This is a genomic window from Pandoraea fibrosis (assembly GCF_000807775.2).
Lineage (GTDB): Bacteria > Pseudomonadota > Gammaproteobacteria > Burkholderiales > Burkholderiaceae > Pandoraea > Pandoraea fibrosis.
In genome coordinates this window covers 1,782,663-1,809,541 of record NZ_CP047385.1, presented here as the reverse complement: position 1 = coordinate 1,809,541, position 26,879 = coordinate 1,782,663, and the positions used below count along the sequence as shown (strand labels likewise).

28 protein-coding genes are annotated in these 26,879 nt (G+C 64.9%); 10 read left to right on the top strand and 18 right to left on the bottom strand.

Features of this window, described 5'->3' with window-relative positions; translation table 11 throughout:
* Positions 1-55 precede the first annotated feature (55 nt).
* The 5 genes from PI93_RS08120 (at position 56) to PI93_RS08100 (ending at position 4,957) form a co-directional block, all read left to right on the top strand.
* A complete protein-coding gene (locus PI93_RS08120; protein ID WP_080759059.1) occupies positions 56-658 on the top strand; it encodes a chromate transporter in 603 nt (200 codons plus the stop codon).
* A complete protein-coding gene (locus PI93_RS08115) occupies positions 655-1,179 on the top strand; it encodes a chromate transporter (RefSeq protein ID WP_039367074.1) in 525 nt (174 codons plus the stop codon). The genes PI93_RS08120 and PI93_RS08115 overlap by 4 nt, the downstream gene beginning before the upstream one ends.
* A gap of 99 nt (positions 1,180-1,278) precedes the next feature.
* On the top strand, positions 1,279-2,604 hold the full coding sequence (egtB, locus tag PI93_RS08110) for an ergothioneine biosynthesis protein EgtB (protein WP_080759058.1): 1,326 nt from the start codon (positions 1,279-1,281) through the stop codon (positions 2,602-2,604).
* Positions 2,604-3,587 carry an L-histidine N(alpha)-methyltransferase gene (gene egtD, locus PI93_RS08105; protein WP_052240465.1) on the top strand — a complete coding sequence of 328 codons (984 nt, stop codon included), beginning with the start codon at positions 2,604-2,606 and terminating at the stop codon, positions 3,585-3,587. The genes egtB and egtD overlap by 1 nt, the downstream gene beginning before the upstream one ends.
* 542 nt (positions 3,588-4,129) lie before the next feature.
* Positions 4,130-4,957, top strand: a complete 828-nt coding sequence (locus PI93_RS08100; protein WP_039367070.1) for a DUF4088 family protein — start codon at positions 4,130-4,132, stop codon at positions 4,955-4,957.
* 25 nt (positions 4,958-4,982) lie between these two features.
* Here the strand turns inward: PI93_RS08100 and PI93_RS08095 are convergent, their stop codons facing one another.
* The 3 genes from PI93_RS08095 to PI93_RS08085 all read right to left on the bottom strand — a co-directional run bounded on the left by PI93_RS08095 (position 4,983) and on the right by PI93_RS08085 (position 7,245).
* Positions 4,983-5,876 carry a DMT family transporter gene (locus tag PI93_RS08095; RefSeq protein WP_039367068.1) on the bottom strand — a complete coding sequence of 298 codons (894 nt, stop codon included), beginning with the start codon at positions 5,874-5,876 and terminating at the stop codon, positions 4,983-4,985.
* Between the two features lie 98 nt (positions 5,877-5,974).
* The gene (locus PI93_RS08090; RefSeq protein WP_039367067.1) at positions 5,975-6,940 is read right to left on the bottom strand and encodes a hypothetical protein; all 966 of its coding nucleotides are present in this window, start codon (positions 6,938-6,940) and stop codon (positions 5,975-5,977) included.
* A gap of 11 nt (positions 6,941-6,951) precedes the next feature.
* On the bottom strand, positions 6,952-7,245 hold the full coding sequence (locus PI93_RS08085; RefSeq protein ID WP_039367065.1) for a hypothetical protein: 294 nt from the start codon (positions 7,243-7,245) through the stop codon (positions 6,952-6,954).
* A 525-nt stretch (positions 7,246-7,770) separates the two neighbouring features.
* Here PI93_RS08085 and PI93_RS08080 point away from each other — a divergent pair.
* Positions 7,771-9,375 (top strand): AbgT family transporter, encoded by a 1,605-nt coding sequence (locus tag PI93_RS08080; RefSeq protein ID WP_080759057.1) that lies wholly within the window; start codon positions 7,771-7,773, stop codon positions 9,373-9,375.
* A gap of 84 nt (positions 9,376-9,459) precedes the next feature.
* Positions 9,460-9,936 (top strand): nitrate reductase associated protein, encoded by a 477-nt coding sequence (locus PI93_RS08075; RefSeq protein ID WP_052240493.1) that lies wholly within the window; start codon positions 9,460-9,462, stop codon positions 9,934-9,936.
* Positions 9,937-9,953: 17 nt separating this feature from the next.
* Here the strand turns inward: PI93_RS08075 and garD are convergent, their stop codons facing one another.
* Positions 9,954-11,540, bottom strand: a complete 1,587-nt coding sequence (garD, locus tag PI93_RS08070; RefSeq protein WP_052240464.1) for a galactarate dehydratase — start codon at positions 11,538-11,540, stop codon at positions 9,954-9,956.
* Positions 11,541-11,915: 375 nt separating this feature from the next.
* On the opposite strand from garD, the gene kdgD reads away from it, so the two are divergent.
* On the top strand, positions 11,916-12,827 hold the full coding sequence (kdgD, locus tag PI93_RS08065) for a 5-dehydro-4-deoxyglucarate dehydratase (RefSeq protein ID WP_039367059.1): 912 nt from the start codon (positions 11,916-11,918) through the stop codon (positions 12,825-12,827).
* Between the two features lie 11 nt (positions 12,828-12,838).
* The gene (locus PI93_RS08060) at positions 12,839-14,413 is read left to right on the top strand and encodes an aldehyde dehydrogenase (NADP(+)) (protein ID WP_039367058.1); all 1,575 of its coding nucleotides are present in this window, start codon (positions 12,839-12,841) and stop codon (positions 14,411-14,413) included.
* 79 nt (positions 14,414-14,492) lie between these two features.
* Here the strand turns inward: PI93_RS08060 and PI93_RS08055 are convergent, their stop codons facing one another.
* From PI93_RS08055 to PI93_RS08020, 8 genes are all read right to left on the bottom strand, one after another.
* Positions 14,493-15,137, bottom strand: a complete 645-nt coding sequence (locus tag PI93_RS08055; RefSeq protein WP_052240463.1) for an antibiotic biosynthesis monooxygenase — start codon at positions 15,135-15,137, stop codon at positions 14,493-14,495.
* Positions 15,138-15,159: 22 nt separating this feature from the next.
* Positions 15,160-15,468 carry a UBP-type zinc finger domain-containing protein gene (locus PI93_RS08050; RefSeq protein WP_039367056.1) on the bottom strand — a complete coding sequence of 103 codons (309 nt, stop codon included), beginning with the start codon at positions 15,466-15,468 and terminating at the stop codon, positions 15,160-15,162.
* Between the two features lie 12 nt (positions 15,469-15,480).
* The gene (locus tag PI93_RS08045; RefSeq protein ID WP_039367054.1) at positions 15,481-16,761 is read right to left on the bottom strand and encodes an NAD(P)/FAD-dependent oxidoreductase; all 1,281 of its coding nucleotides are present in this window, start codon (positions 16,759-16,761) and stop codon (positions 15,481-15,483) included.
* A gap of 15 nt (positions 16,762-16,776) precedes the next feature.
* Positions 16,777-17,094, bottom strand: coding sequence for a GNAT family N-acetyltransferase (locus PI93_RS08040; protein ID WP_236105631.1), 318 nt, complete (start codon positions 17,092-17,094; stop codon positions 16,777-16,779).
* Positions 17,095-17,111: 17 nt separating this feature from the next.
* A complete protein-coding gene (locus PI93_RS08035; protein WP_039367742.1) occupies positions 17,112-17,525 on the bottom strand; it encodes a DoxX family protein in 414 nt (137 codons plus the stop codon).
* A gap of 2 nt (positions 17,526-17,527) precedes the next feature.
* The gene (locus PI93_RS08030) at positions 17,528-19,441 is read right to left on the bottom strand and encodes an amidohydrolase (RefSeq protein ID WP_039367049.1); all 1,914 of its coding nucleotides are present in this window, start codon (positions 19,439-19,441) and stop codon (positions 17,528-17,530) included.
* Between the two features lie 90 nt (positions 19,442-19,531).
* Positions 19,532-19,816: a DUF1427 family protein gene (locus PI93_RS08025; RefSeq protein WP_039367045.1), complete on the bottom strand. Its 285-nt coding sequence runs from the start codon at positions 19,814-19,816 to the stop codon at positions 19,532-19,534.
* A gap of 14 nt (positions 19,817-19,830) precedes the next feature.
* A complete protein-coding gene (locus tag PI93_RS08020; RefSeq protein WP_039367043.1) occupies positions 19,831-20,493 on the bottom strand; it encodes an isochorismatase family protein in 663 nt (220 codons plus the stop codon).
* A 230-nt stretch (positions 20,494-20,723) separates the two neighbouring features.
* On the opposite strand from PI93_RS08020, the gene PI93_RS08015 reads away from it, so the two are divergent.
* Positions 20,724-21,626: a LysR family transcriptional regulator gene (locus PI93_RS08015; RefSeq protein ID WP_039367040.1), complete on the top strand. Its 903-nt coding sequence runs from the start codon at positions 20,724-20,726 to the stop codon at positions 21,624-21,626.
* Here PI93_RS08015 and PI93_RS08010 read toward each other — a convergent pair.
* The 6 genes from PI93_RS08010 to PI93_RS07985 form a co-directional block, all read right to left on the bottom strand.
* Positions 21,623-22,537: a zf-HC2 domain-containing protein gene (locus PI93_RS08010; protein ID WP_039367037.1), complete on the bottom strand. Its 915-nt coding sequence runs from the start codon at positions 22,535-22,537 to the stop codon at positions 21,623-21,625. The genes PI93_RS08015 and PI93_RS08010 overlap by 4 nt on opposite strands.
* Positions 22,537-23,100: an RNA polymerase sigma factor gene (locus PI93_RS08005; RefSeq protein ID WP_039367035.1), complete on the bottom strand. Its 564-nt coding sequence runs from the start codon at positions 23,098-23,100 to the stop codon at positions 22,537-22,539. The genes PI93_RS08010 and PI93_RS08005 overlap by 1 nt, the downstream gene beginning before the upstream one ends.
* Before the next feature lie 177 nt (positions 23,101-23,277).
* Complete coding sequence (locus tag PI93_RS08000) at positions 23,278-23,670, bottom strand: COG4315 family predicted lipoprotein (RefSeq protein WP_080759056.1); 393 nt, start codon at positions 23,668-23,670, stop codon at positions 23,278-23,280.
* 273 nt (positions 23,671-23,943) lie between these two features.
* Positions 23,944-24,843 (bottom strand): ABC transporter permease, encoded by a 900-nt coding sequence (locus PI93_RS07995; protein WP_052240492.1) that lies wholly within the window; start codon positions 24,841-24,843, stop codon positions 23,944-23,946.
* Between the two features lie 53 nt (positions 24,844-24,896).
* Positions 24,897-25,784, bottom strand: a complete 888-nt coding sequence (locus PI93_RS07990) for an ABC transporter permease (RefSeq protein WP_039367029.1) — start codon at positions 25,782-25,784, stop codon at positions 24,897-24,899.
* Positions 25,781-26,863, bottom strand: a complete 1,083-nt coding sequence (locus PI93_RS07985) for an ABC transporter ATP-binding protein (protein ID WP_039367027.1) — start codon at positions 26,861-26,863, stop codon at positions 25,781-25,783. The genes PI93_RS07990 and PI93_RS07985 overlap by 4 nt, the downstream gene beginning before the upstream one ends.
* Positions 26,864-26,879 lie beyond the last annotated feature (16 nt).

The window sequence follows — 26,879 nt, the reverse complement described above, 5'->3', positions numbered from 1 at the left end:
GCCCGCATCATGTGCACGACACCGATGCCCCTCGTTCAGCCTCCCGTTCGTCTCCATGTCCGCCGATCCTGATCGTCACGCCAATCCGGCGTCGCACACGCCTGACGACGACACCGCCGCCGCCGTGCGTCCCCCCACCTGTTGGCAACTCGCCGTCGCCTTCGGCACTGTCGGCGCCACAGGCTTCGGCGGTGTACTGCCCTGGGCGCGCCGGATGGTGGTCGATCAACGCCGCTGGCTGACCGATCGGGAATTCGCCGAACTGCTGCCAGGGCCGAATGTCGCCAACATCGCCACCGTTCTCGGACGCCGGTTCCGTGGACCGCAAGGCGCCGCCGCTGCTGTCGCCGGTCTTTACTTCTGCCCAACTATCGTCATCATCCTGATCGGCTTCGCCTACGCCCAATGGGGGCAAACCGAGGTCGTACAGCACCTGCTCTCCGGCCTCATGCCCGCCGCCACCGGGCTGGTGATCGCCACGGCAATGCGCCTGCTCGCCGGGCTGGAACGGCACTGGAGCACCCTGACCTTCGCCGCCGCAACATTCATCGCCAGCTTCGTGTTCGGCCTGCCCCTGCTGCTCGTGCTCGGCGTGCTCGGCCCCTGTGCGATTCTCACCGCCTATCGATTGGCCCGCCTGCGACCACCCGCCCCATGAGCACGCTCATCGACCTGTTCCTGCACGGCTCGCTCTGGTCGCTGCTGGCCGTTGGCGGCACCAACGTCACGCTGGCCGATATTCACCGCTACGCCGTCGAAACCCGCCACTGGATCACCGACGCCCAGTTCGTCACGTTCTTTTCGCTCGCTCAGGCCGCGCCCGGCCCCAACGGCATGGCCGTCACGCTGATCGGTCTGCAAGCCGCCGGACTGCCCGGCGCGCTGACCGCCACGCTCGCGAAATGCGCGCCAAGTTCGCTGCTCGCCTATCTCGTCGGCGGATGGGTCGACCGGCACGAACGCTCCCCATGGGTGCGCGCCGTGCGCGCGGGCCTCGCGCCGATCACCGTCGGGCTGCTCGCCGCCAGTAGCGCCGTGCTCGCCCGCGAAATCGACGTCAACGTCGCGCGTGCCCTCGTGACGCTCGCGGCCGTCGTCATCACCTTGCGCACTCGCTGGAATCCGCTGTGGCTGATCGCCGCCGGCAGCCTGCTCGGCCTCACCGGCTGGCTGATGTAAGGCGTAGTCCGGCCGGCCGACCACGGTTACGAACCGTCACAGACGGAGGCCGACAACCGGTCTACAATAGGCAGCACGTTTCACAACACGGTGTGTCCCATGACCCTCCCCTGTTGTACGTCGCAAGCCGAGGCGCCCTCCGGCACCTCCCAGAACACCCCCCGCTCGCGCACGGCACGCGACGGCCCGCCGGCTCACGTGCCGACGGCGCCGGAACCGTTGCACGCGCGCTACGACGCGGTGCGCGCAGCGTCGGTGGCCTTTGCGCAAGGCCTCTCCGACGCCGACGCCACCGTGCAGTCGATGCCCGACGCAAGCCCCATCAAGTGGCACCTCGCCCACACCACCTGGTTCTTCGAGACGTTTCTGCTCGGGGAATCGGAGGCGCTGTCCGGCGGACGCTACCGCCCCTTCGACCCGCGCTTCGCCTATCTCTTCAATTCGTATTACGAAGCCGCCGGCCCGCGCCATCCGCGCCCCCACCGCGGCTTGCTCACGCGGCCCACGCTCGACGATGTGCTGCGCTACCGTCAACACGTCGACGCCGCGATGCACGAACGGCTGTTGCATGCCGACCTGCCGCCAGACGTTCGCGCCCTCGTCACGCTGGGTCTGCATCACGAAGAGCAGCATCAGGAACTGATGCACACCGACCTGCTGCATCTGTTCGCGCAGAACCCGCTGCGCCCCGCGCATCGTCACCCGCCGTCCGTGCGCGAGATCGCCGCGCCGCTACGCTGGATTGCCCATGACGGCGGCCAGCATCGCATCGGTCATCCGGTGGAATCGAATGCATCGAGCGGGCATTTCGCGTTCGATTGCGAAACGCCCGCGCATGATGTGTTGCTGCGCCCGTTTGCGATCGCATCGCGCGTGGTCACGAACGGCGAGTGGCGCGCTTTCATCGAAGACGGCGGCTATCGCATGGCGGGCCTCTGGTTGTCCGATGGCTGGGCGACAGTGCAACGCGAGGGTTGGGGCCATCCGCTGTACTGGGAGCTGCACGACGGCGAATGGCAGTCGATGACGCTCGCCGGCATGCAACCCGTCGACGACGATGCGCCCGTGCGGCACGTCAGCTATTTCGAAGCCGATGCCTATGCTCGCTGGGCGGGCAAGCGTCTGCCAACAGAACAAGAGTGGGAGGTGGCCGCCAACGCCGCCGCACCAACGCCGCATGCGATGACGCAATGCTATGGCCCGGTCTGGCAATGGACGGCAAGTCCATACGTCGCCTACCCGGGATTCCGGACGGCAGCGGGGGCCGTCGGCGAATACAACGGCAAGTTCATGTGCGGTCAGTTCGTGCTGCGCGGCGGGTCGCTCGCCACGCCGCCGGGACACGCACGCGCTACGTATCGCAATTTCTTCTACCCGCATCAGCGCTGGCAATTCTGCGGCCTGAGGCTCGCGGAGGACCGCTGATGTCGCAAGCTACCCAAGCCACGGCGTTCGTTTGTCCGTCACTGCCGGAAAACGCCTTCGCCACCGATGTACTCGCCGGCCTCGGTCATACGCCGAAGTCGCTGCCCAGCATCTGGCTCTACGATCAACGCGGCAGTGAACTGTTCGAAGAGATCACCGGCCTCGACGAGTACTATCAGACGCGCACCGAAACGGCGCTGCTCGGCGAATGTGCCGCCGCCATTGCCGATGTTGTCGGCCCGGATGCGGTCGTCGTCGAATTCGGCAGCGGCTCGAGCCGCAAGACACCACTGCTGCTCGACGCCCTCGTCACCCCGCGCGCCTATGTGCCGGTCGACATTGCCGGCGATTTCCTGGACGACGCGGTCGCCACGCTGGCACGCCGTTGTCCCGGCATTCTGATGTTGCCGGTGCGGGCCGACTTCACCCGACCGTTCCGCCTGCCGCCGCAATTGCAGGCCACGCAGGGGCCACGCCTGGGCTTCTTCCCCGGCTCGACGATCGGCAACTTCGCCCCCGGGCAAGCGGCCGCGTTTCTCGCGCACGTCGGCAAGATGCTCGGGCCACGTCGCCGGATGGTCGTCGGTGTGGACGCGTGCAAAGACCCGGCCGTGCTGTTGCCCGCCTACGACGACGCGCGCGGCGTCACGGCACAGTTCGATCTGAACGTGCTCGTTCGCATCAATCGCGAACTCGACGGCGACCTGCCGCTCGACGCCTTCCGCCACGAAGCCCGCTTCAACGCGGCGGCGAGCCGTATCGAGATGCATCTGGTCGCGCAGCGCCCGTTTCAGGCGAGCGTGCTCGGCCATCGCTTCACGTTCATGACGGGCGAATCCATCCACACCGAGAATTCCTACAAGTACGGGCAAACCGAGTTCCGTGCCCTGGCGAGTTCTGCGGGATGGGATGTCGAACGTGTCTGGCTCGACGCTCGTTCGCGTTTCGCCGTCTATCTGCTACGCCCTGTCAGCGGCGGCTGACCCCGCGCGCATTGCCCCCATCGAACGCAGTGCGGGCGACGTTGCGACGTCTTTATCGCCGACGTCGTCCGCGTGCTGCATCCGCCCGATGCCACAGCGCCGTTCGTCCAACGTGAGAATGTGAATTTTTCGAGCGCACGGCTAAAGTTCTGCCACCATCCTGCCGTTGATGCATGCAGAGCTCTGCTGTGCGCGCCGCGAAATTTGGATTCTGGTGAATTCTGCCGGGCGCGGCAGCAGCGCGGCGATTCACAGGCGACGGATACGCTAGAATCGCCGCCATAAACGCCCGGGGACCAAACGCATCGGCACGCCGGTGCCCCCTACGGGCCATCTTCACAGCGCGCGGCCACGACCGCAGCGCACCGTTGACACGACGTATCGCTGCACATGACTTCACGCGCAATGGGGATGCACGTGGCACGAGCTTCGGCGTTAGCGCCCGAGGCTCGCCGCACTCGCACAGACGCTCGACTGGCAGGCGTGCGCTCGCACGCGCCGTGGCTTCGCGCCATTGTCACGACGTCGGGGAGCCTGCCACGATGAGCCGCATTTCGCTGACCCTCTCCGACACCGCACTGGCCGATCTGCAAAAGGACTTCGACGCCTTCGTGCGCATCTCCGCCGCAGTCGACCGTCACTTCACACCGCCCCCCTTCGACGACTTCCTGCGCGCACGTCTGCTCGACAGCACCGTACCGCTCACCGAAGCCGCCGTGGCGCAACTGCTCGCCGGCGGTCATTACGCCTGGGCCAAACGCACGTTCGACAAACAATTCCCGGATGTCGTCTCGATCATCCTGAATCAGGCACGCCAGCACGGGTTCTATTTCGTGTCGCGCCCCGAATGGACGCGCGAAGACATGTCGCGTCAGGCGAGCCGCTGGGCCGAAGGGATTGTGCGCGAAGCCAAGGGCGAGGAGCGCATCGTCGAATCGCTCGCGGGGCAGATCGTCAGTTCGGCACAAGACCTGCGCACACTCGAGGCGACGTTGCAGACCCCGGCGTGGCGCACCGCATCGGTGCTGCGCGAACGTGTATTCGATGCCAAACGCAGCGTGGAAACGGCCCGGTCGCTACAAGCACGCGAGCGCCTCGGCGAACTGCGGGCGCTCCTCGATCTGGCCGTGATCTATGGCTCGGTCGGTACTCAGGAAGCCGAACAGATTCTGGATTACCTGCGCGTGCTGCGTCCCGAGCTGTTCAACGACGACCCGAGCGTCTTCGAACGCCTTGCCGCATGGTTACGACGTCTGCTGACACCGTCCATGCCGCGCGCGGCAGCGGCGCAGGAGACGCCGTCGCCCAGTGCGAGCGTCGACGCCTCGCATCCGAACGCCGACACCCTGCAATCGCCCCTCACGCGCTGACACGAACGACCGGGCGGCGCGACCCTCACCGATTGAAGATCAACGCGACACCCGCACTCGCGATCAGTGCGCCCCACCACGCGCCCGCCGCCGGACGCTGACGGGTGCGAAGCCACAGCAACGGCAACACCATGACCGGCGTAGTCGCCGAGAGCGTGGCAATGACGCCCGTGTTGCCGTGCCCCATGCCGTAGAGCAGTAATGTCATACCGACCGCCACACCGACAAAGCCGGAAGCGGCCGTGAGGGCCAGCGTGACCGGCGTGAAGGCCGAGAAGAGACTGCGCCCGCGCCGGGCGGCCACCATCGTGAGCCCGAGCGCCGACACCCCCACGCGTACCGCCGACGCCCCCACCGGATCGACGCCGGCCGCCATGACCGGCTTGGCGATCAATGTGCCGATGGAATGGCACAAGGCCGCCGTCAGACCGATGGCGATGCCCACGCGCACGTCGCCGCGCACGGACTCCCAGTGATGCGCGTCTTCACGACGCCCACCGAACGCGATGGCCAACGCCACGCCCGCCGTGACGAGCGCGACGCCTGCCACGGCACGCCAACCCAAGGCCTCGCCAAGCCAGAAGTAGCCGAGCACGGCGGTCATGGGCGCATTCGTTGCGAAGATGATGGAGTTGCGGCGCGGCCCGAGCCGGCCGAGCGACGTGTAGAGAATCGTGTCGCCTACGAGAATGCCGATCAGCCCCGATGCCGTGAGCCGCAGCCACTGCTCCGGCGTAAGCGACGGCCAGCCGCGCAGCACCGCCAGCGCGACAAGCAGCATCGCGAAAACCAACAACATGCGGGCGTAGTTGAAGGGGAAAGAACCTGCCTGGCGCACAGGCGTGATGGCGATCATGCCGCTACAGGCCCAGCAAAGGGCGGCACCGAGCGCGGCGACGTAGGCGAGTTGGGTTGTCATGGTCAGGGGGCGGACGGCTCAGGGCCGCAACCGCCCCCGCCGTTGGGACGCCATTATACGAGTCACATGCCCCATTCGGGGGCATGTCCGCGCTGACCTCAGAAATCTTCGTCGAGACGGTGCAATGCGTCGAACATCACACGGTAGGCGGCGGCCACCCCATAGGCGCCGCGCAACATGCGCAAGCGAGCTGCAACGTCGGGCTCGCCGGCCTCCTCTACCCATTGCGAGAGCAGCGACGTGCCGCCGCACACGCTCGCATCGTGCCGCGCGTGCGCACCGACCGCCGCAAACCCTTCGGCAGCCGACGGATACCGCTGCGCCATGGCGTCGAACTGGGCTTCGATCTCGCTGGCAGCGCGCACCGTCGCCGGGGCCTGACTGAGCGCACAACATCCGACATACGTCGGCATGTCGCTGGCCGCGTCGATGATGAAGTCGATCAGCGCGTGCGTCGCATCGAACGCGCCGCTGTCGAGGAACGTGCGCGCGGTGGGACCGCAGCGCAGCAGTCCGGCCGCGAGCATCGTCGCCTGCCCGCGTTGTTCGCGATACTGGCGCAACAGCAACGGGCGCAGCGCCGCATCGGTGCAACGCTCGACGGCGATGCGATTGTGAACGTCCGCCCCGGCGGCGCGATGATAATGCTGCGCGAGAAACGCCAGCACCTGAATGTCGCTCGACTCGCCCGCCAGAAAGCGTGCCCAGAAGGGGGCGGCAAAAATACCGCGCACCCAGTCGTCGCAGATCTTTCCGAAGGCGGGAACGATATCGCGACGCGTCGCCGGCAACACATGCGCCAGCGATTCGTCGACGAGCGTGGCGAGCCACGTGCCCGCCACCGGCGCTTCGGCGAGCAACACCCCGTGCCGCAGACGGTCGAGCCAGACGGCAATATCGGCGGGCGCCCCATGCAAGGTGCACGACACCTCGTGCGACGAGACAGTGACCGCCTGAGCCTCGCTCGTCCATTGCGCATGTGGCGACACGATGACCCATACCGCCCTGGTCGAGGCTTCCGGCGTGGACGACAAGGGGGACGCCGGGTAGGTGACCGATGACATGACCGAGGCACTCATCGGACGATGGCCCCGAGCAAGGTCACCCCTGCGGGATCGAGACGCCGGACGATCTCCACACGAAGCGCCTCAGCCCCGTCGTCCAGAGACAGACCGGGCACGCTCTGCACGACGCCGGCGACACCACGGCAGGTCGCGCGCCCCTTGCCGCGCGATATCTCAGGCGTGGCCTTGTCGGAGGAACGGCCTGTGCGCTCGGCGGCGGGCCGTGCGCGACCTTGTGCCCCTGCGGGCGACTCAAGCACGACAGGAAGAAAAGGAAAAGGTGACGGCGGCGCATTGGACGGCATGTCGGCTCCTTTCGAAATACGGATAAGGCGGTGCAAAGACTGCCGCACAGGCCGCGCATGCCATGCCGGGCATGAACGCAGACGCCTGCGGGTCAAACGTCTACCTTAGGAATCCCTCACGGGGTCGGAAACGAACGGAGGCTACAGCAGCACGCGAACAGCGTTGTCACATCGCTGTCATTTCGTGCCTCGTTATTCCACCAGCGTGACGGAATCCACCGGTAGCGCCCCGCGAGAGGGTGAACGTTCAGTATTGGTCGCCATCGTGAACGGCAAATGCCCACATTCGCTCTACGACGGGCGATTTTGAGACTATTCCCAAGAACCAGACGCATCGCTGCGGGGCTACGCAGTCGCTCCTCGACGCGTTTCCCGTATTCGCAGCAAAGAGCGCCAGCCGGATAACTTCAGCCGGCCGCTCAAAGTGAACCGAGGGTTACCCCAAAAATGGGCGTCTTTGGGTATCAATACCGGAAATCGCCCCTACGCTAGGGCATTCCGAGTTCAAACGCAGAGATGCTACGTATGCCCGACGCCCCTCCCCACTCGGCAGACGCGCCTGGCACCGCCAGGCCTCATGCCAAAACCCGCCTGCGTGGCGCCCTCGGCCTGGTCGAATGGCTGGGTAACGCGCTCCCGCACCCGGTCACGCTGTTTGCCCTCATGACGGTGGCGGTCATCGCCCTGTCGTCGATCAGTGCATGGATCGGTGTGTCGGCAGCCGACCCGCGCCCGGCCAACGCGGGTGACGTCATGCACGTCACGAACCTGCTGACCGGCACCGAACTTGTGCGCTGGGCCAGTACCGTGACCTCGAACTTCACAGGCTACGCACCGTTGGGAACGGTGTTGGTCGCCCTGCTGGGCATCTCGATCGCCGAGCATTCCGGCTTGCTGGCGACCGCGCTCCGGGCGCTGGTGGTGGCTGCGCCGCGCCGATTTATCACGATGGCAATCGTCTTTGCCGCGGTGATCTCGAATGTCGCCTCGGATCTTGGCTACGTGGTGGTTCTGCCGCTGGCCGCCATGCTCTTCGCGACGATGGGCCGGCATCCGCTCGCCGGGCTGTCGGCCGCGTTCGCCGGGGTGTCCGGCGGCTACGGCGCGAATCTGTTGCTCAGCACCTCTGACCCGTTGCTCGGCGGCATTACGCAAGGGGCGGCACAATTGCTCGCGCCGGAGTACAGCGTCAGCGCGGTGGCCAACTGGTACTTCATGGCCGCCAGTTCGTTGCTCGTCACGTTGGCCGCCACATGGGTCACCGAACGCGTCATCGAACCGCGACTGGGTGCCTGGCATCCGCGAGACGGCGACCCCGAGGCACTCTCCCCCGACGCGCACACGCACCGCCCCATCACGCTCGCCGAGCGCCGTGCCTTGCGGGCTGCACTCGGCGGCATGCTGGCATGCGGCGCCGCACTGTTCGCGATCGCGTGGCCCGACGGTTCGCCGCTTCGCGACGCGGCCGGCGAATACGGCAGCCGCGCACCGCTGTTCGGCAGTGTGGTGGCGTTCATCGTGATCTTCTTTGCGGTGCCAGGGTTGCTCTACGGCGCGATGACCGGCGCGTACCGAAACGACCGCGATGTCATCGCCGCCATGTCGAAGTCGCTGGGCAGCCTTGGTCAATACCTCGTGCTTGTGTTTTTTGCTTCGCAGTTCGTCGCACTGTTCGGCCGCAGCGGGTTGGGGACCATTCTCGCGATCAAGGGCGCGGGCTGGCTCAGCGGCGTTGCCGATAACGGGCCGTTGTTGTTCATCGGACTCATCGTGCTTTGCGCCGCCGTCAATCTCATGATCAGTTCCGGCATGGCGCAATGGGCGCTCATGGCCCCCATCGTCGTCCCGATGATGATGTTGCTTGGCTACGCACCGGAAGTTGTGCAGGCCGCGTATCGAATCGGCGACTCGGTCTCGAATATCGTCACGCCGATGCTGAGCTACTTCGCGCTCATTCTTGCGGTGGCCACGCGCTATCAGCGCGATGCCGGCGTGGGCACGTTGCTCGCACTGATGTTGCCCTACGCCATTGTCTTCACGCTCGCGTGGACGGCGTTCTTCTGTTTGTGGGTCTTCGGGCTGGAACTGCCCGTCGGGCCGAATGCGCAGCTTCGCTACACGGGCCACTGAATCGCGGGCCCCGGAATGCCGTAATGAGACCGCTCACTTGAAGTACCATAAATGTTTCCGATGGGGCTCCCGGGAGCGACTCTCATGCATCTCTATCAGCGTCTGCCTATCTTCGTTTTCGAGATCGAAGCCTGCGAGAACCTGAAGTTCATCACGATGGCGATCCGCTTCAACCTGGACCGCAACGGCCAGCATCTGTCGCTGGCCGATTGGCAGCGGCTGCCTCAGGAAGCTCGCGAGACACTGGCGTCATGTGTGCCGGGCGACGATGATTTCGCCGCACGCCTCGACGAGATTGCCCGCGACCATCTCGGGCAAGCGGTCGAGCGCAGCGTCGATCCGGCGCCTACGGCATGGCAGGACTCGAATGCGTTGCCGCCGGGATTGCTCAGGCAATGTGAGTTGGCGGATCTGCTGCCACCCGACATCGGGGACTGGGCCACGCTCACCCCGTTCCGTCGGTATGTCCTCACCAAGCTCTCGCGCCGCGACACGCTCAATCATTGCTTCGTGCCGGCCATGCTCGAGTTCGGACTGGCGCAGACGCAGGCCGAACTCTGAAGCCCCCCCCCGCCGGGTCAGGTCACCGGCGCAGGGTTGAACAGCGTCAGTGCGTTGTGCAGCCCCCATCGCTCGGCCCATGTCTTTTCGCCGCTCGCCACCTCGAGCATCAGGTGAAAGAGCTGCCAGCCGATGTCTTCGATCGTGGCCTCGCCCGTGGCGATGCGGCCCGCGTCGACATCCATCAGATCGTGCCAGCGGCGCGCCAGATCGGAGCGCGTCGCCACCTTGATGACGGGCACCTCAGCCAACCCATAGGGGGTCCCGCGGCCCGTCGTGAAGACGTGCAGATTGATACCCGCGGCGAGTTGCAGCGTGCCGCAGATGAAGTCGCTCGCCGGCGTTGCGGCGTAAATCAGTCCACGCTGATGCGAACGATCGAGCTTGGCGCCCGGCGCGACGACACCGTGAATCGGCCCGGTGCCCGACTTCACGATCGATCCCATCGCTTTTTCGACGATATTCGACAAGCCGCCGCGCTTGTTGCCCGGTGTCGTATTGGCGCTGCGGTCCACGCGGCCGCGCTCGAGATACGCGTCGTACCAGGCCATCTCGCGAATCATCGCTTGCGCCACTTCCGGCGTGGCGGCGCGTGACGTGAGTTGATCGATCCCATCGCGCACTTCCGTCACTTCGGAGAACATGACCGTCGCGCCCGCGCGCACCAGCAGGTCCGTGGCGAAGCCTACGGCCGGGTTCGCGGTCACGCCGGAGAACGCGTCGCTGCCGCCGCACTGCACACCGACGATCAGCTCAGAGGCCGGCACCGTCTCTCGTTGCCGTGCGTTGAGCCGCTCCAGATGTGTGCGGGCCATCGCGAGAATCGAATCGATCATCGAGAGGAAGCCGACGTGCGCATCGTCTTGCAGGCAAACGGTGTCTGGCTTGCCATCCTCCCCGGCACTGCCGATGGGGATGCTGCCCGCCGGCAAAAGGCGCTCCGGCTGGAGCTTCTCGCAACCCAGACTCACGACCATCACCTCGCCGCCGAAATTCGGATTCGTGGCGATATTGCGCAACGTGCGAATCGGCACGATCGCGTCCGGGGCATCGATCGCGACACCGCAGCCGTAGGTGTGCTCCAGCGCGACCACGTCGTCGACGTTCGGATACTGCGGCAGCAGCGTGTCCTTGATGCGTTTGACGGCAAATTCGACCACCCCGGCTACACATTGCACCGTGGTCGTGATCGCGAGGATGTTGCGGGTGCCGACCGAGCCGTCGGCGTTGCGATAGCCCTGAAACGTGAAGCCCTCGAGCGGCGGTAACGCTGCGTTCACGCGCGTGCCGATCGGCAGACGATCCAGCGACGGCGCTTCGGGCATGTTCAGATTGCGCTCGTTGACCCAGCTACCCGCGGGGAGCGCCCGCGCAGCGTAGCCGATCACCACGCCGTAGCGCACCACCGCGGCGCCCTCGGCCAGATTCACCAGCGCGACCTTGTGCCCTTGCGGAACCGCGTCAACGAGCGTGAGCCCGTCCGCAAACTGGCGCCCCGCAGCCAAACCACCGTCATTCACGACGATGGCGACGTTATCCTCCGCCTGCATCCGGATGTAGCGCGGCATATCGTTGGGCGCTTCCGTATTCGACTTCGATGCCATGTTGCTCACTTCTTCCCCTCCTGCTGTCCTCACGAGACGCGATGCGACGCTTGCGAACGCCGTCGATTTGTCGCACGCCTGAACGCGTAAGCCCCGTTCCCTTTGACCGTCGTTGACGTGGGTTCAACCCCCCGTCACTTATGCGTCATCATACCTCTTGAGGCGCCATTATAGGCGTGTCCCGAGGGCGTTGACGGAATCGGGATAAACCCTTTCTCTGCCTTTTGCGGGTTTATCCCACTGCCATTCCAACATCCACCCTCTTGTCCGACCTCATCACATGTTATACGATGACATATAACTCAGCGCCAAGCGCTGGTTGAGCGCCCTTTTTCATCATCGAATCCGGCCCTTCGGCCGACAGGAACTCTTGAAATGACTGCACCTCAAGAACTCAAGCAGATCGTCTCCGACGGCTTGTTGTCTTTTCCCGTGACCGACTTCGACGCCAATGGCGACTTCAATGCGCGCGGCTATGCGGCGCGTCTGGAGTGGCTGGCACCGTTCGGCGCGACGGCGCTCTTCGCGGCGGGCGGCACGGGCGAATTCTTCTCGCTCACGCCGCAGGACTACAGCGCCGTGATCAAGACGGCGGTCGACACCTGCGCAGGCAAGGTGCCGATTCTGGCCGGCGCGGGTGGTCCGACGCGCATGGCCATCGATTACGCGCGGGAAGCCGAGCGCCTTGGCGCCAAGGGCGTGCTGCTCATGCCGCACTACCTGACCGAAGCGAGCCTGGACGGCATTGCCGCTCACGTCGAACAGGTCTGCCGTGCGGTGAACATCGGCGTGATCGTCTACAACCGCGCCAACTCGAAGCTGGGCGCCGACCAGCTTGAACGGCTGGCCGAGAAGTGCCCGAACCTGATCGGCTTCAAGGACGGCGTGGGCGACATCGAGCGCATGGTACAAGTCCGCCGCCGCATGGGCGATCGCTTCTCCTATCTGGGAGGTCTGCCGACCGCTGAGGTCTATGCCGCCGCCTATCGTGCGCTGGGCGTGCCGGTGTACTCGTCGGCGGTCTTCAACTTCATTCCGAAGACCGCGATGACGTTCTATCGCGCCGTGTGCGAAAACGATCAGGAGACGATGGGCCATCTGCTCGATACGTTCTTCCTGCCGTATCTGGAGATTCGCAATCGCCGCGCGGGTTACGCCGTGAGCATCGTCAAGGCGGGTGCCAAGCTCGTCGGTCACGACGCCGGTCCGGTGCGTGCGCCGCTGACCGACCTGTTGCCGGATGAACTCGACGCGCTCGATGCGTTGATCAAGAAAGTCGAAGGCTAAGGAGAGTTCGCATGCAGATCACCGGCGAGATGTTGATAGGTCGCACCGACGTGCGCGGCAGTGCGGGAACGCTCGAGGCGTTCGATCCGTCGCGCGGCGAGCGGCTGACACCGGTGTTCGGTGCAGGCACCGTGCAGGACGTCGAGCGCGCATGCCAGTTGGCGGGGGCCGCGTTCGATCCGTTCCGTGCGGCGCCGCTGGCCAAGCGCGCCGAGTTTCTCGAAGCCGTGGCACAGGCGATTCTCGATCTGGGCGACGCCCTCATCGAGCGCGCGCATGCCGAGACCGGCTTACCAGTCGCTCGCCTGCAAGGTGAGCGCGGGCGAACCGTCGGTCAATTGCGGATGTTTGCCCGCGTGGTCCGCGACGGTCATTTCCTCGGCGCGACCATCGACCCCGCACAGCCCGCGCGCGAACCGCTGCCACGCAGCGATTTGCGTCTGGCGAAGATCGGTCTTGGTCCCGTTGCCGTCTTTGGCGCAAGTAACTTCCCATTGGCGTTCTCGGTGGCGGGCGGCGATACGGCATCGGCATTTGCTGCCGGCTGCCCGGTGATCGTCAAAGCGCATTCGGCCCATCTGGGCACGTCGGAACTTGTCGCTCGCGCCGTGCGGTCTGCGGTGCAAAAACTCGGACTGCCCGAGGGCGTGTTCTCGTTGCTGGTCGGCGAGCGTGCCGTGGGCGAAGCGCTCGTCGCGCATCCGGCGATCGCCGCTGTGGGCTTCACAGGGTCGCGTAACGGTGGGCTCGCATTGCAACGCATCGCTCAGACGCGTGCCATACCGATCCCCGTGTATGCCGAGATGAGCAGCATCAACCCGGTCTATCTGTTGCCCGAAGCGCTTGCGGCACGCGGCGACGCGATTGCCAGGGGCTTCGTCGATTCGCTGACGATGGGTGTCGGTCAGTTCTGCACGAACCCCGGTCTGGTGCTCGGCATGACAGGTGACGCGCTCGAACGCTTCTGCCGCACCGCGACCGAGGCGCTCACGGCAAAGGCCGCTGGCACGATGCTCACGCCGGGCATTCATCAGGCCTACGACAAGGGCGTGGCGCGACTGGCCGACGAACCGAACGTGTCGGTGCTTGCGCGTGGTCAGGCCGGCAGTGGATGTCAGGGGCAAGCCGCCCTCTTCCGCACGACGGCGGCCGCGTTTCTCGCCACGCCGGCACTGCACGACGAAGTCTTCGGCCCGGCATCGGTCGTGATCGCCTGCGATACGGTCGACGAGATGATTGCGATTACCGAGCGTCTGGAAGGCCAGCTCACGGCAACGCTGCAACTCGATGCAGGCGACACCGCTACGGCACGCCGCTTGCTGCCGAGTCTGGAGCGCCGCGCCGGACGCATTCTCGCGAACGGCTTTCCGACCGGCGTGGAGGTGTGTCATGCGATGGTGCACGGCGGCCCGTTCCCGGCCACGTCGAACGCGATGTTCACATCGGTGGGCGCGACCGCCATCGACCGGTTCCTGCGCCCGGTGTGCTATCAGGATCTGCCCGACGCGCTGCTGCCGGAAGCGTTGCGCCAGAATAATCCGCTCGGTTTGTGGCGTCTGGTCGACGGCGCGCTAAAGCCAGCATAATACCGACGTGATGTGGGGCCCGCGAGGGGCGCTCCGGGAAGCGTAGTCGTTCAAAACGTTTCCCGAAACGCGCCTCGCGTCATTCATACAGCCATCGTGACGCGAGGCGCGTTACACGCGGCATGATGACATAGGTCATCAACCCGACGATGATGGCGGCGACCACGAGTTTCGCGAGGATCGTATTGGTCAGCCAGGGCAGGCTGGACGCCAGCCAATGCACGGGAAGCGGCACGACCACCGTGAGCGGAAAGATCACCGACAGCGTCAGCAGAAACTGCTTGTAGCGCCTGGCAGGCTTTTGCCCCGGTGTCGGGTGAAACCAGAACTCGAGTCCGGTCACTGTCTGACGCCGCTCGTCACTCGCCAGAAAAGGCATCACTTCGCTTAGCAACGTTTGCCGCGCGTCCGACTGAAACCAATCCTCCGCATGCGCCAGCGAGTCGAAACGCAACGTCACGGTGTAGACCGTCGAGCCCGACACGGGACGAATGACATGCACCCCGCGATGACCCGGGAATCGCTCCGCGATCGGCACAATCCGCTTGAGCCATTCCTCGTAGGCGGCGACAGCCTGCGCTCGCACATGATGCTCGATGACCGCCGTCACGCTCTCGGGGCGCGGCAAACTGCGTGCCGACAGATCACCCAGTGAGGCGCTGCGCAACGAGGGGTCGCGCGGATCCACGGAATCGGCGAACGCCGAGGTTTCAGCTTGATGCATGAGATCCTCTTCGAATCGTGACTTAGACGTAGCGGGGAATCGGCCCGTTTTGCGGCGTCGTATCGTCACCCAAATCCAGCATGACGCGATCGACATAACACCAGCCCCAACCTTCCGGCGGGTCGTAGCCCTCGATGATCGGATGGCCGGTTTCGTGGAAGTGCGCGTTGGCGTGGCGGTTGGGCGAATCGTCGCAGCACCCCACATGGCCGCAGGTGCGGCACAGCCGCAAATGCACCCAGCGGCTACCGGATTTCAGACACTCCTCGCAGCCGAGTGCGCTGGGCGTTACGTGTTGAATGCTGTCGGTATGCGTGCAACGTTTGGACATGGCGATCTCTCCTCAAGAGGTTGCGAGATGCTGATGGATAAACGCGACTGCCATTGCGCCTTCGCCCACTGCGGACGCGACGCGCTTCATCGAGCCATGCCGCACGTCGCCCACGGCGAACGAACCAGGCACGCTCGTTTCCAGCGGAAACGGGGCACGCGCGAGCGGCCAGCCCGCCGCCGTCAACATCGCCGGCGTGAGATCCGGTCCGGTAACGAGATACCCGGAACCATCGCGCGCGATCGCGGTGTCGCGTGCCCAATCGGTATTGGGCAGACCACCGATACAGACAAACAGGTGATGCGTCGCCAAGACCTGCTGCTCACCACTCTCGCGCTCGCGCACCGTGATCGCCTCCAAAAAGCGATCGCCATGCAACGCACTCACCTCGCAGCTCGTGACTACCCGGACGTTGGACGTGCCCTGAATCTTCTGAATCAGGTAATCGGACAACGTGTCGGCCAAGCGTGCGCCGCGCACCAGCATGACAACTTCGCGGGCGTAGGCCGCCAGATGCATGGCGGCCTGCCCTGCCGAATTGCCGCCACCGACCACATACACCGTCTCGCCGGTACACATCGGGGCTTCGCTGGCGCCTGCACCATAGAATAGTCCCAACCCCTGCAACCGCGCTTCGTCCGGCAGGCCAAGGCGCCGCCACTCGATACCGGTCGCGCAGATGTTGGTGCTTGCGCAAAGCTGTGTCCCGTCGGCCAGATCGACATGAATGCCCCCCTCGGCGAACACGGCATACACCCCCTCGCGCAGCCGGAGAATTTCCGCACCGAAGCGCACGGCTTGCTGACGGGCGCGCTCGGCGAGTTCGCCACCGCTGATCCCCTGCGGAAACCCCAGGTAGTTCTCGATCAACGACGAGTTGCCCGCCTGCCCCCCGACCGCATCGCGCTCGACCAGCACCGTGCTCAATCCTTCCGAAGCGGCATACACCGCCGCGCTCAACCCGGCCGGCCCGGCACCGTAGATGGACACGTCATACGCCCGTCGCCGAGGCTTTTCCACCCATCCCAGCCGGCGGGCAACGTCTGCGACGCTTGGATTGAACAATCGGGTGCCATCGGGAAACTCACACACCGGCAGCCCGGGATCGTCGAGCCCACGAATGCCGGGAATGCGACGCGCCGCTGCCTCATCCAGCTCGACCCAGTCGAAGGTGACGACGCTTCGACTCAGGAAATCGCGAATCTCGAAAGCGCGGGCAGAGATCGCGAGTCCGAGCAGGCGGACGCGGGGGCGCGGATTGTCAATCGAATCGGTAGCGGCGGGCGATGTCATGACGGCTCCATGTCGTTACAGACCGAGCAAAGCGCGGCCTTCATCGGCCAGCAAGTCGTGCGTCTCGGGATGTGCGCGCATATAGGCCGCAAACACTGGGCACTGCGGAATGACGCGCAAACCACGCTCCCGTGCCGAGGCCAGCCCCGCGAGCACCAGCTTCGTGGCGATGCCTTGGCCACGCAACGCGTCGGGCACAAGCGTGTGAATGAACGTGATGACGTTGCCTTCCATCGAATAGATCGCGACGGCATGTTCGCCTTGCACCGAATACTCGAAGCGGTGCTTCGCCGGATTGTCTTGTACCTGAATGGGGGTCGTCATAGGTGTCATGAAAATTTCTCGATCGTTCAGGCATCCGCACGGGCCTTCCAATCGTGCCATGCCACCAACAAAAAGCCACCGACCAAACCGAGATGCTCGAAGAATGCGTTCTCGGCCATGAAGCGCTCGGGCTGCGGCATCTCCCAGAAACGTAGCGCCACGAAAGTGGCGAACAACGTGAACCCCGCCAGCGCCAGGGCACCCAGCCACCGGTAAAAGCCGGTGAGGATGAGCACCGAGGCGCCCAACTCGAGCACGATGACGGCAACCGCCATCGGCGCCGCAGGCGAGACGCCGAAGTGCTGCATCTCGGCGATTGCGGCGTTGAAATCGTTCGCCTTGTCCAGGCCGCCCTGCAAATAGGCGGCGCACAACAACAGCAGCGCGATCCACCGAAGTGCGGGCGCGGGTTGCCAGCGCGTCATGATTCGCGTGTTCATCGTCACACCGCCCAGCACGCGCAGCCCAACGCACCCCAGAAGCCCTTCAGATCGGACACGGGCAGCTTGCTGCTCCACGCGGTCGCATGCCGGTGACCGTGCACGTTGCAGTTGTTGGCGCAGGCACAGGCGGCTGCGGCATTGTGCAGTGCCTTGTGCATCGGTGTGCCTTGTGCCGACGTCTCCTTGTCAGCCCAGCCCGCGTAACCGCCGAAAGTGCGTGCGGGCGACCAGTCGGGCATGGCCACCGGGGGCGTGCCTTCGTCGAGCGGCGCAAACGGTCCCGCACCGTAGACCACCTTGCCGCCGACCATGGTGAGCAATGCCGTGGTGTCGGCAATATCCGATTCGGCACAGCCGAAGAAGTCGCGATCCGGCACGATCAGGTCGGCCAACTGACCCGCTTCGATGCGGCCCTTCTTGCCGACTTCGTTCGAGAACCACGTGACCTTCTCGGTCCACATGCGCAAAGCCGTCTCGCGATCTACACAGTTGGCCTGCGCATAGAGCTGCATGCCGCCCACCGTCTTGCCTGTGACCAGCCATGACAGCGACACCCACGGGTTGTAGCTCGCCACGCGCGTCGCGTCGGTGCCGGCCGACACATTCACGCCCTTCTCCAACATGCGCTTGACCGGCGGCGTTGCCTGCGCAGCGCCTGCGCCGTAACGCTCGACGAAGTACTCGCCCTGATAAGCCATCCGGTGTTGCACGGCGATACCGCCGCCGAGTGCCGCAATGCGGTCAATCGATGTCTCGGAGATCGTTTCGCAGTGATCGAAGAACCAGTTCAGCCCTTCGAGCGGCGTGTCCTGATTCACCTTCTCGAACACATCGAGCGCCCGCTCGATGGTTTCGTCATAGGTCGCGTGCAGACGCCACGGCCAGCGGTTCTGGGCGAGCACACGCACGACCTCTTCGAGTTCGCCTTCCATCTCCGGCGCCATGTCCGGGCGCGGCTGACGGAAGTCCTCGAAGTCGGCGGCGGAAAACACCAGCATCTCGCCCGCACCGTTGTGGCGGAAGTAATCGTCGCCCTGCTTGTACCTGGACGTCGCCGTCCAGTTCAGAAAGTCTTCCTTCTCCTGCTTCGGTTTTTGCGTGAACAGGTTGTAGGCGAGGCGAATCGTGAGTTGACCGGCATCGGCCAACTGCTGGATCACCTGATAGTCCTCGGGGTAGTTCTGGAAGCCGCCGCCCGCATCGATGGCGCCGGTCACGCCAAGACGATTGAGCTCGCGCATGAAGTGGCGCGTCGAGTTGACCTGATAGTCCAACGGCAGCTTGGGGCCTTTGGCCAGCGTGGCGTAAAGGATGGAAGCATTGGGCTTGGCGAGCAGCAATCCCGTAGGATTGCCCGCGCTGTCGCGCACGATCTCGCCCCCCGGGGGTGCAGGCGTATCGCGCGTGTAACCCACGGCGCGCAGCGCGGCACCGTTGAGCAAGGCGCGGTCATACAAGTGCAGGATGAAGACCGGCGTGTCGGGCGCAACGGCATTGAGTTCGGCAATGGTCGGCAGGCGCTTCTCGGCAAACTGATGCTCGGTGAAGCCGCCGACCACGCGCACCCATTGCGGTGCGGGCGTAATCGCCACCTGACGTTTGAGCATGCTCATCGCGTCGGCCAAGCTGCGCACGCCGTCCCAGCGCAATTCCAGATTGAAGTTCAGGCCACCGCGAATGATATGAAGGTGGTTGTCGATCAGGCCGGGCAGCACGGGCTTGCCCTTCAGATCGATCACCCGGGTGGCGCTCCCCGCCAGCGGCAGGACGTCTTCGGTACGGCCAACACGCACGAAGCGGCCGTCCTTGATGGCCACGGCGCTCGCCGTGGGATTGGTGCGATCCAGCGTGGTAAAGCGCCCGTTGTGCAGGATGACGTCGGGAGCAGCGCTCGAGGCGTGAGTGGCGGTCATGTCTGGCTTCCTTGGCTTGGCGGAGTGGACGTCTCGGTTCTGGGAACAAGGCGCTCGCCATCATGGCGAGCGCGGCACCGGGCACACGGGTTACGTGCGCTCTTCTTTGGCAGGGGTCGTCGCTGCGATGTCGGTCTTGGCGCATTGCGGCAGTTCGCCGAACACATGCGGTTTGACCTGCTCGCGCAGCCACGACGTCTGCACGCTGTCGGGCTTGACCCAGCCTTTGATCAGGGGCGGGATCTGCTCACCGAGCAAGATCCCGAGAAGCCCCACCAGCGCGACGACCGGCGGGGCCGGGGAGCGCACGTGGAACAGCGCATAGATCACGCCAACAACGACACCGAGCGCCAGTGACAGCAGGTAGGGCTTCATCGTCTTACTCCGGTTTATCCTTCGTGAGCGTTGAACATCGTCTTGGCATAGTGGATGCCGATCCCGTAAGAACCGCCCCACTTCTTCGCAATCCCCGTGGTCATGTCGTACGTGTCGGTGCGCGCCCAGTCACGTTGCAACTCCAGCAGATACTGCAATGCCGTCATCGGGCGGGCACCGGCCTGAACCATGCGCTCGACGGCGCGCTCGTGGGCTTCGGTCGATACGTCGCCGCTGGCGTCGGTAATCACATACACCTCGAATCCTTGATCGATCGCCGAGAGGGCCGGGCCCACGATGCACACGCCCGTCCACAAGCCCGCGAGCACGATGCGCGACTTGCCGATCTCGTTCACGCGGTGAATCACGGCTTCGTCTTCCCACGTATTCATGGAGGTGCGATCGAGCATCGCCTGACCGGGGAACGGTGCCGTCACTTCTTCGAACATCGGGCCGCTGAAGCTCTTTTCGGCCACGGTGGTGAGAATGGTCGACACACCGAAACCGGCGGCAGCGTTGGCGACCAGCGCGGCGTTGTTGCGCAGCGTGACAGCGTCGATGGAGTGCGTAGCGAAAGCCATCTGCGACTGGAAGTCAATCATGATCAGCGTGTGGTCTTGCGGCGTGAGCAGCAGCGAACCGGGCTTGGCGACGGCGACGGGTTTGTTGAGGGCCATGGTAAGTCTCCTTGATAGCGTTAAATGACAAAAAAGATAAAAAGCAACGGAAAATTGCGTCTTACTGTTCGATAAAATTCACTAAATCAAACTCTGCGGCTCATGTATGCTTTCGTCTGTGTTTCCTGCCGCGTTGGAAGAAGTTTCGTCGGAATCAAGGCACGCAAGGTTGAAGGTTTTAGCGACTTATCATCGAAAATTTCGATGATCGACTTTTTGGAGACTCATCCGTGCTCAAGCTGTCTCTGGAAGCCATCGAAATCGTCGATGCCATTGCGCGATATGGCTCGTTCGCCGCGGCGGCCGAACGGCTGCACAAAGTGCCGTCGACCATTTCTTACGCCGTCTCCAAGCTGGAAGATCAGCTCGGCCTTGCCCTATTCGTTCGCAACGGCCCGAGGGTCACGCTCACCGACGCGGGGCAAGAGATGCTCAAGGAGGGTCGGTGGCTGCTGGCGGCGGCGAACCAGCTCGAATCGCGCATGCGACAAATCGCCACCGGTTTCGAGGCGGAAATCCGGCTGGTCCACGATTCGCTGATCCCCACGAGCGCCTTCAATCCCGATATCTGCGCCTTCGAAGACCTGAGCTGCGGCACGCGCCTGCGCATTGGCACGGAGACGCTCACGGGCACATGGGAGTTGTTGCGCGAAGGCCGCGCCGATCTGGTCGTGGCCGCCGGGGAAGGACCGGCCAGCGGTGGCTACAAGGCCGTGGCGGTCGGTACGCTGGATTTCGCGTTCTGCGTGAGCGCCACCCATCCGTTCACCAAGCTGGGGCGCACGCTCACGCGGGACGATCTGCTGGAGAACACCGCCATCGTCGTGGGCGACGGGGCGCGCTCTCTGGTCGATCGCTCAGTGGGGCTGTTGCTGGGCCAGCGCCGGATCACGGTGCCCAGCATGCAGGCGAAGATCGCGGCGCAGTTGGCAGGGCTGGGGCACGGATTTCTGCCGCGCGCCTGCGTGTGTGCGGAACTCAAGCGCGGTGCGCTGGTGGAATTGCAGGTCGAGGAACCACGCCCGCCGGAGACCTTCTGGCTGGCGTGGCGCACCGAGCGCATGGGCGAGGCGTTGAAGTGGTGGAGCCAGCGGCTTAGCCGGCCGTTGCTCCCCGACATTCTGGCGCTTTAAAGCTGCGCCAGAGAATTCGCCACGGCCTTCAGATCGACCGAACCGGGTGCCCCGATCAGCGCGTAACCCACTTGCCCTTTGCGCCACGTGAGCACGCCCATGCGGTCGATATGCTGCTCGGCCACGCCCTGATCGGGGCGCGGATCCTTCACAACGCATAGGGCAATCGGGTCGCCCTTCTCCGGCAGATACACCATCTGCACCAATGCACGATCCTGCCAGCGCAAGCGCTGCACGCGCTTGAACGTCAGTCCCTGCGCCTTCAGATCGGGCACGCGGATATCGAGTTGATCGTCGCGTTGAATATCGGCCACCGTGCGCGCGGTGTCGCTGGCATCCACATTGATCGACGCCACCGTGTCGCGCGCATAAAGCTGTTGATATTCGGCTGCCGCGCGCACCCACGTTACGCCCTGCGGCGACTTTGGCGGGGGCGTCGCGGCACCGGTCAGCACCGGGCCGCCCAGTCCAGCCTTTTGCAGCACGCCCGGCAGCAACGGCAGGGTGACGGCGCTCACCGCGACGCCTGCCGCAAACGCCGCTGCCAGCCACCACGAACGCACGCGGCGCCCAGGTGCCGGCACGTTCGCCGACGTCGACGATGCGACCTGCGCATCGTTTGCGACAGGGGCATTCGCTCGCGGCATCTCACCCGCCAGCACCGTCCCCGTCTGCTGACGTTGCGCATGTGTGCGGAGCAGCGCGTCGAGATTGGCGCTCAGGTTTTCGGGAACGGGGGGCAGGGCTTGAGCAGCGAACATTTCGCGATACGGCAGGCGCGACGCACGCAGTGAGGCCACCACATCGGCCAGCGCCGGCGAGGCAGCCACGGCCGCTTCCACTTCGGCACGCTCGGCCGGGGCGAGTTCGTTGTCGACGTAGGCGAGCAGGCGGATATCGTCTTCGTTCATCACGCATCCTCCTCACGTGCGCCGGATGCGGGGCCGACAGCGTCGGTGCGGCGGGGTTGCCCCTCGGCGTTGCGAAACTGCTCGCCGATGGTACGGCGCGCGCGTGACAGGCGGCTCATCACCGTGCCGATGGGCACGTCGAGCACGAGCGCCGCCTCCTGATAGCTCAACCCCTCCACAGCGACCAGCAGCACCACGAATCGCTGTGCTTCAGGCAAACGGTCGACGGCACCGAACACCTGGTGATAACTGGCAAGGTCCTCCGGCGTCGACGCCTGAAGATCGGGGATCGCTTCGACATCGGCGTCGTCCCACGCGAGGCTGCCGCGCGAACGAACACGGCGCGCCCGGATCTCGTTGATCCACGTGGTATGCACGATGCTGTACATCCAGCTCAATGCCGAGGTGCCCGGCTGCCATTGATGCACGCGCTCGAGCGCGTGCACGCAAGCACGCTGCACGAGATCCTCGGCATCGTGACGATCGCCCGCAATGCGCAGCGCGAACGCCCAGAGGCGTGGCAGCAAGCCCGGGAGCAAGCTGGGCAAATCCTGACCGGTCATCGGCAAATTTCCTGGCGGAGGGTGCGTGGCGGCAAGCCAGTCCGAGGCATGGCCGGCGAATGCCGCCGGCGCCTGCCGCGAAATTATACTGAGCCGCCGCGACTTTGCCTCACGCCGCGCGGCCGGCCGGAACGCCAACACCCTCTTGCTCCCCGTCAGTGCTGCCTAGGCGTGCGCTCAGGGCTTGACAACGTGCCACACGTCCTTGAAGCCGTCGCCCTTCATCTCGCCCGGGGCGGCGTCTTTCGTGAACAGATAGACCGGCTTGCCCTTGTAAGCCCATTGCATCTTGCCGTCGTCGCGCGTGATCACGCTGTAGTCACCTTCGGCCTTGGCGCCGGGGGCCGCCATCACCGGCGGCCAGGCTTCGGCACACGGGCCATTACAGGTGCTCTTGCCACTGCCTGCCACATCCTTGTCGAACGTGTAGACGGTACGGTTCTGGCCATCGACCAGCATGCCGCCCATGGCCTTGAGCGGCGTCTGGGCGTGGGCGGCGGCAGCAGCGAAGAGACCGGCAGCGGCCACGACAGCGGTAAGCACGGCGGACATCGAATGACGTTGGTTCATGACATTGGCTCCTGAGTGAAATGTCGGTGACGACACTCTCAGAACGCCTGGCCCCCACGCCTTATTCCATCGAATTCCCCTGAATTCGAACGATATTTTTCGTTGCGGCGCAGCAATCGGGGGCAACCGTCTTCGCTTTACAACGCATGCTCGTGCGTGCCGCCTCAATGGATCGTTGACGACGATGGCGGGCCAGCGATACGGCGGAATCGCAAAATGGCGGATGCCGCGCGAGCCTTCCGACGACGAAGGCTTGCGGCACCCGCTGGCGCCTTACTCCCCCTTGGGCGCTTCCTTGACGCGGCTTACCAACTGCGTAGGACTCACGAACTGGAGCGCGATGAGCACCCACAGCAGCGTGATCGCCATGTAGATCATGGCCATCGCGTCGATAGACTGCGGCGCTCGCACCCCGGTCGAGAAGACCGCGTAGTAAAGCGCCACAACCAGCGTCTGCGTGTCGGGCCCCGCCGTGAAGAACGTCAGCTCGAACATGCCGATGGTGCGCACCAGCGTCAGCAGTCCGGCCGCGAGGATGCCGGGCACCAGCAGCGGCAGCAACACATGACGGAAGTACTTCGCCGTATTGGCGCCGAAGATGCGGGCAGCCGCTTCGAGATTCGGGTCGATCTGTTCGATGAACGGTGTCATCACCAGAATCACGAACGGCAACGACGGCACGAGGTTCGCGAGTATCACGCCCGTGAGCGTGCCTCCCAGCCCGACCTTGTAGAGCACCGTCGCCATCGGAATACCGTAGGTGACCGGCGGCACCATCATCGGCAGCAGAAACACCAGCATCGCGAGCCGCTTGCCGGGGAACTGCACGCGCGCCAGCGCATAGGCCGCGGGCACGCCCAGCGCGATCGACAGCAACACCACGGCGCCCACCACTTCGACCGTGACCCACAGCACTTGCGCAAGCTGGAAGTCCTGCCATGCCTGCGCGTACCAATGCAGCGTGAAGCCCTCGGGCAATGGTGTGCCGAACCAGCGGGTGGCGAACGAATTCATCGTGACGGTGGCGATCATCAGCCCGACGTTCACGAGGAAGAAGATCATCGCGCCCCACACCATCGCGCGCCACAGACGCGAGCCCGGCCCCTCGCGACGCCGCTTGCGACGTGTCGCGCCCGCCGCCGTTGCCGGACTCACGGGCGAAGGCGAAGTCATGAAATCCCCCTTCTGCGCGGCCAGCGTTCCGGCCAGATGCTTGTTCGTACCGCTCATCCCTTGCCTCCCGTGGTGGGACCGCTGTAAAACGCCCGACGCGCGCCGAGCATGCCCGCCACGATCAGCAACTGAACGAAGCCCATCACAATCGCAACGCACGACGCCAGCGAGTAGTCGTAGCTCTCGAAGGCCGCCTCATACGCCGCAATCGACACCACGCGCGTCGCCCCGGCCGGCACACCGAGCAGCACGGCCGACGGAAACACCGAGAACGCCTGCACGAAGGACAGACACGCGGCCATCGTCAGGCCCGGCACCAGCAACGGCAGATAGATCAGCCGGAACTGCTGCCACGGACCTGCGCCGAGCGTGCCGGCAGCGCGTGCGAGCGTCGGGTCGATGCCCGTCACATACGACAGGATCAACAGAAACGCGAACGGAAAGCCCGAGATCACCAGCGAGATCAACACGCCCCAGTAGTTGTGCGTCAGACGCACTTCGTCGCTGTACAGATGCAAGGCGTGCAGCGCCTGCGGGAACCAGCCGTTCGGACCGTAGTAGGTCAGCATGCCGTCGGCGATAAGCACCGTGCCGAGGGTAACCGGCACGACGAGCAGCATCGTCACGAACTTCGATGCCCGGGTGCTTCTGCGCAGCGCGAAGGCCGCCGGCACCGACGCGCCCACGTTGATCAGCGTGGCAGGCACGGCGAGCTTGAGCGTGATCAGTACCGTCGGCCACAGCGTCGGTTCGGTGAAGAACTTCACATAGTTCGCGAAGACGCCACCGCCCTCCATCGGCTCGAACGACAGGAACAGGCCATAGACAAACGGGTACACGAACATCGCGATCAGGCACACCAGCGCGGGTGCGACCAGCCAACTGCGGCGATCGAATCGCGCGGCCGGCGTCAACGATGCGGACGTTGCGGCGGCACTCATGCGCGCTCCCCCGCATAGACCAGCGTGCGATCGGCCGGCACATGAAGCGGCACACGCTCGCCGACCGCGTAGTCGCCGGGCAGGCGCGCATACAGCGGCCCGAACGGCGATGCCACACGCAGCAACGAATCGCGACCACCGTACTCGACGGTCTCCACCACTGCTTCGAAAGCGTTGTCGTTAGCGGCCTGAGCGCGCTCGAAATCGTCGGGACGAATCGCCACGCTGACCTTGCCTTCGCTGCCGGGCGACTCCATGAGCACGCCGTCGAACGAAGCGCCGCCACACGACACGCGGGCATGCTCCCCCTGCGCCGACGTGATCGACACGTCGAGCACGTTGCGATAGCCCATGAAGCGCGCGACATGCAAATTGCGCGGACGGCAGTACACGTCGCGCGGGGCGCCGATCTGCTGCACGACGCCCTCTTTCATCACCACGATGCGATCGGCCATGGAAAGGGCCTCGTCCTGATCGTGCGTGACGTAGATCGTGGCGCGATCGAGCTTGCCGTGAATGCGACGGATCTCCGCGCGCATCTCGATGCGCAGCTTGGCATCGAGGTTCGAGAGCGGTTCGTCCATCAACACGACGGGCGGCTCGATCACGATGGCACGGGCAATCGCCACGCGCTGCTGCTGCCCGCCGGAGAGCTGGCCGGGCAGCTTGCGCTCATGTCCTACGAGTTGCACGAGTTGCAATGCCTCGCGGGCGCGCTTCTCGATCTCCGCACGCGGCGTGCCGCGCATACGCAGGCCGAAGCCCACGTTCTCGAGCACGCTCATGTGCGGAAACAACGCATAGTTCTGAAAGACCATACCGAAGCCACGCTTCTCGCTCGGCAGCACGTCGATACGCTCGTCGTCGAGCCAGATCGCGCCGCCAGTGAGCGGCGTGAGTCCGGCAATACAGTTGAGCGCTGTCGACTTGCCGCATCCCGAGGGCCCCAGCAACGCAATGAATTCACCTCGCTCGATGCTCAGATCCAGGCCGTTCAGCGCGGCGACGGACTGCCCTTCCGCATTGGTGAAACTACGCGCTACGTTGTCGAGGCGCAGGTGTTGAAAGTTATGCTTCATACGCGGCTCCGATCCC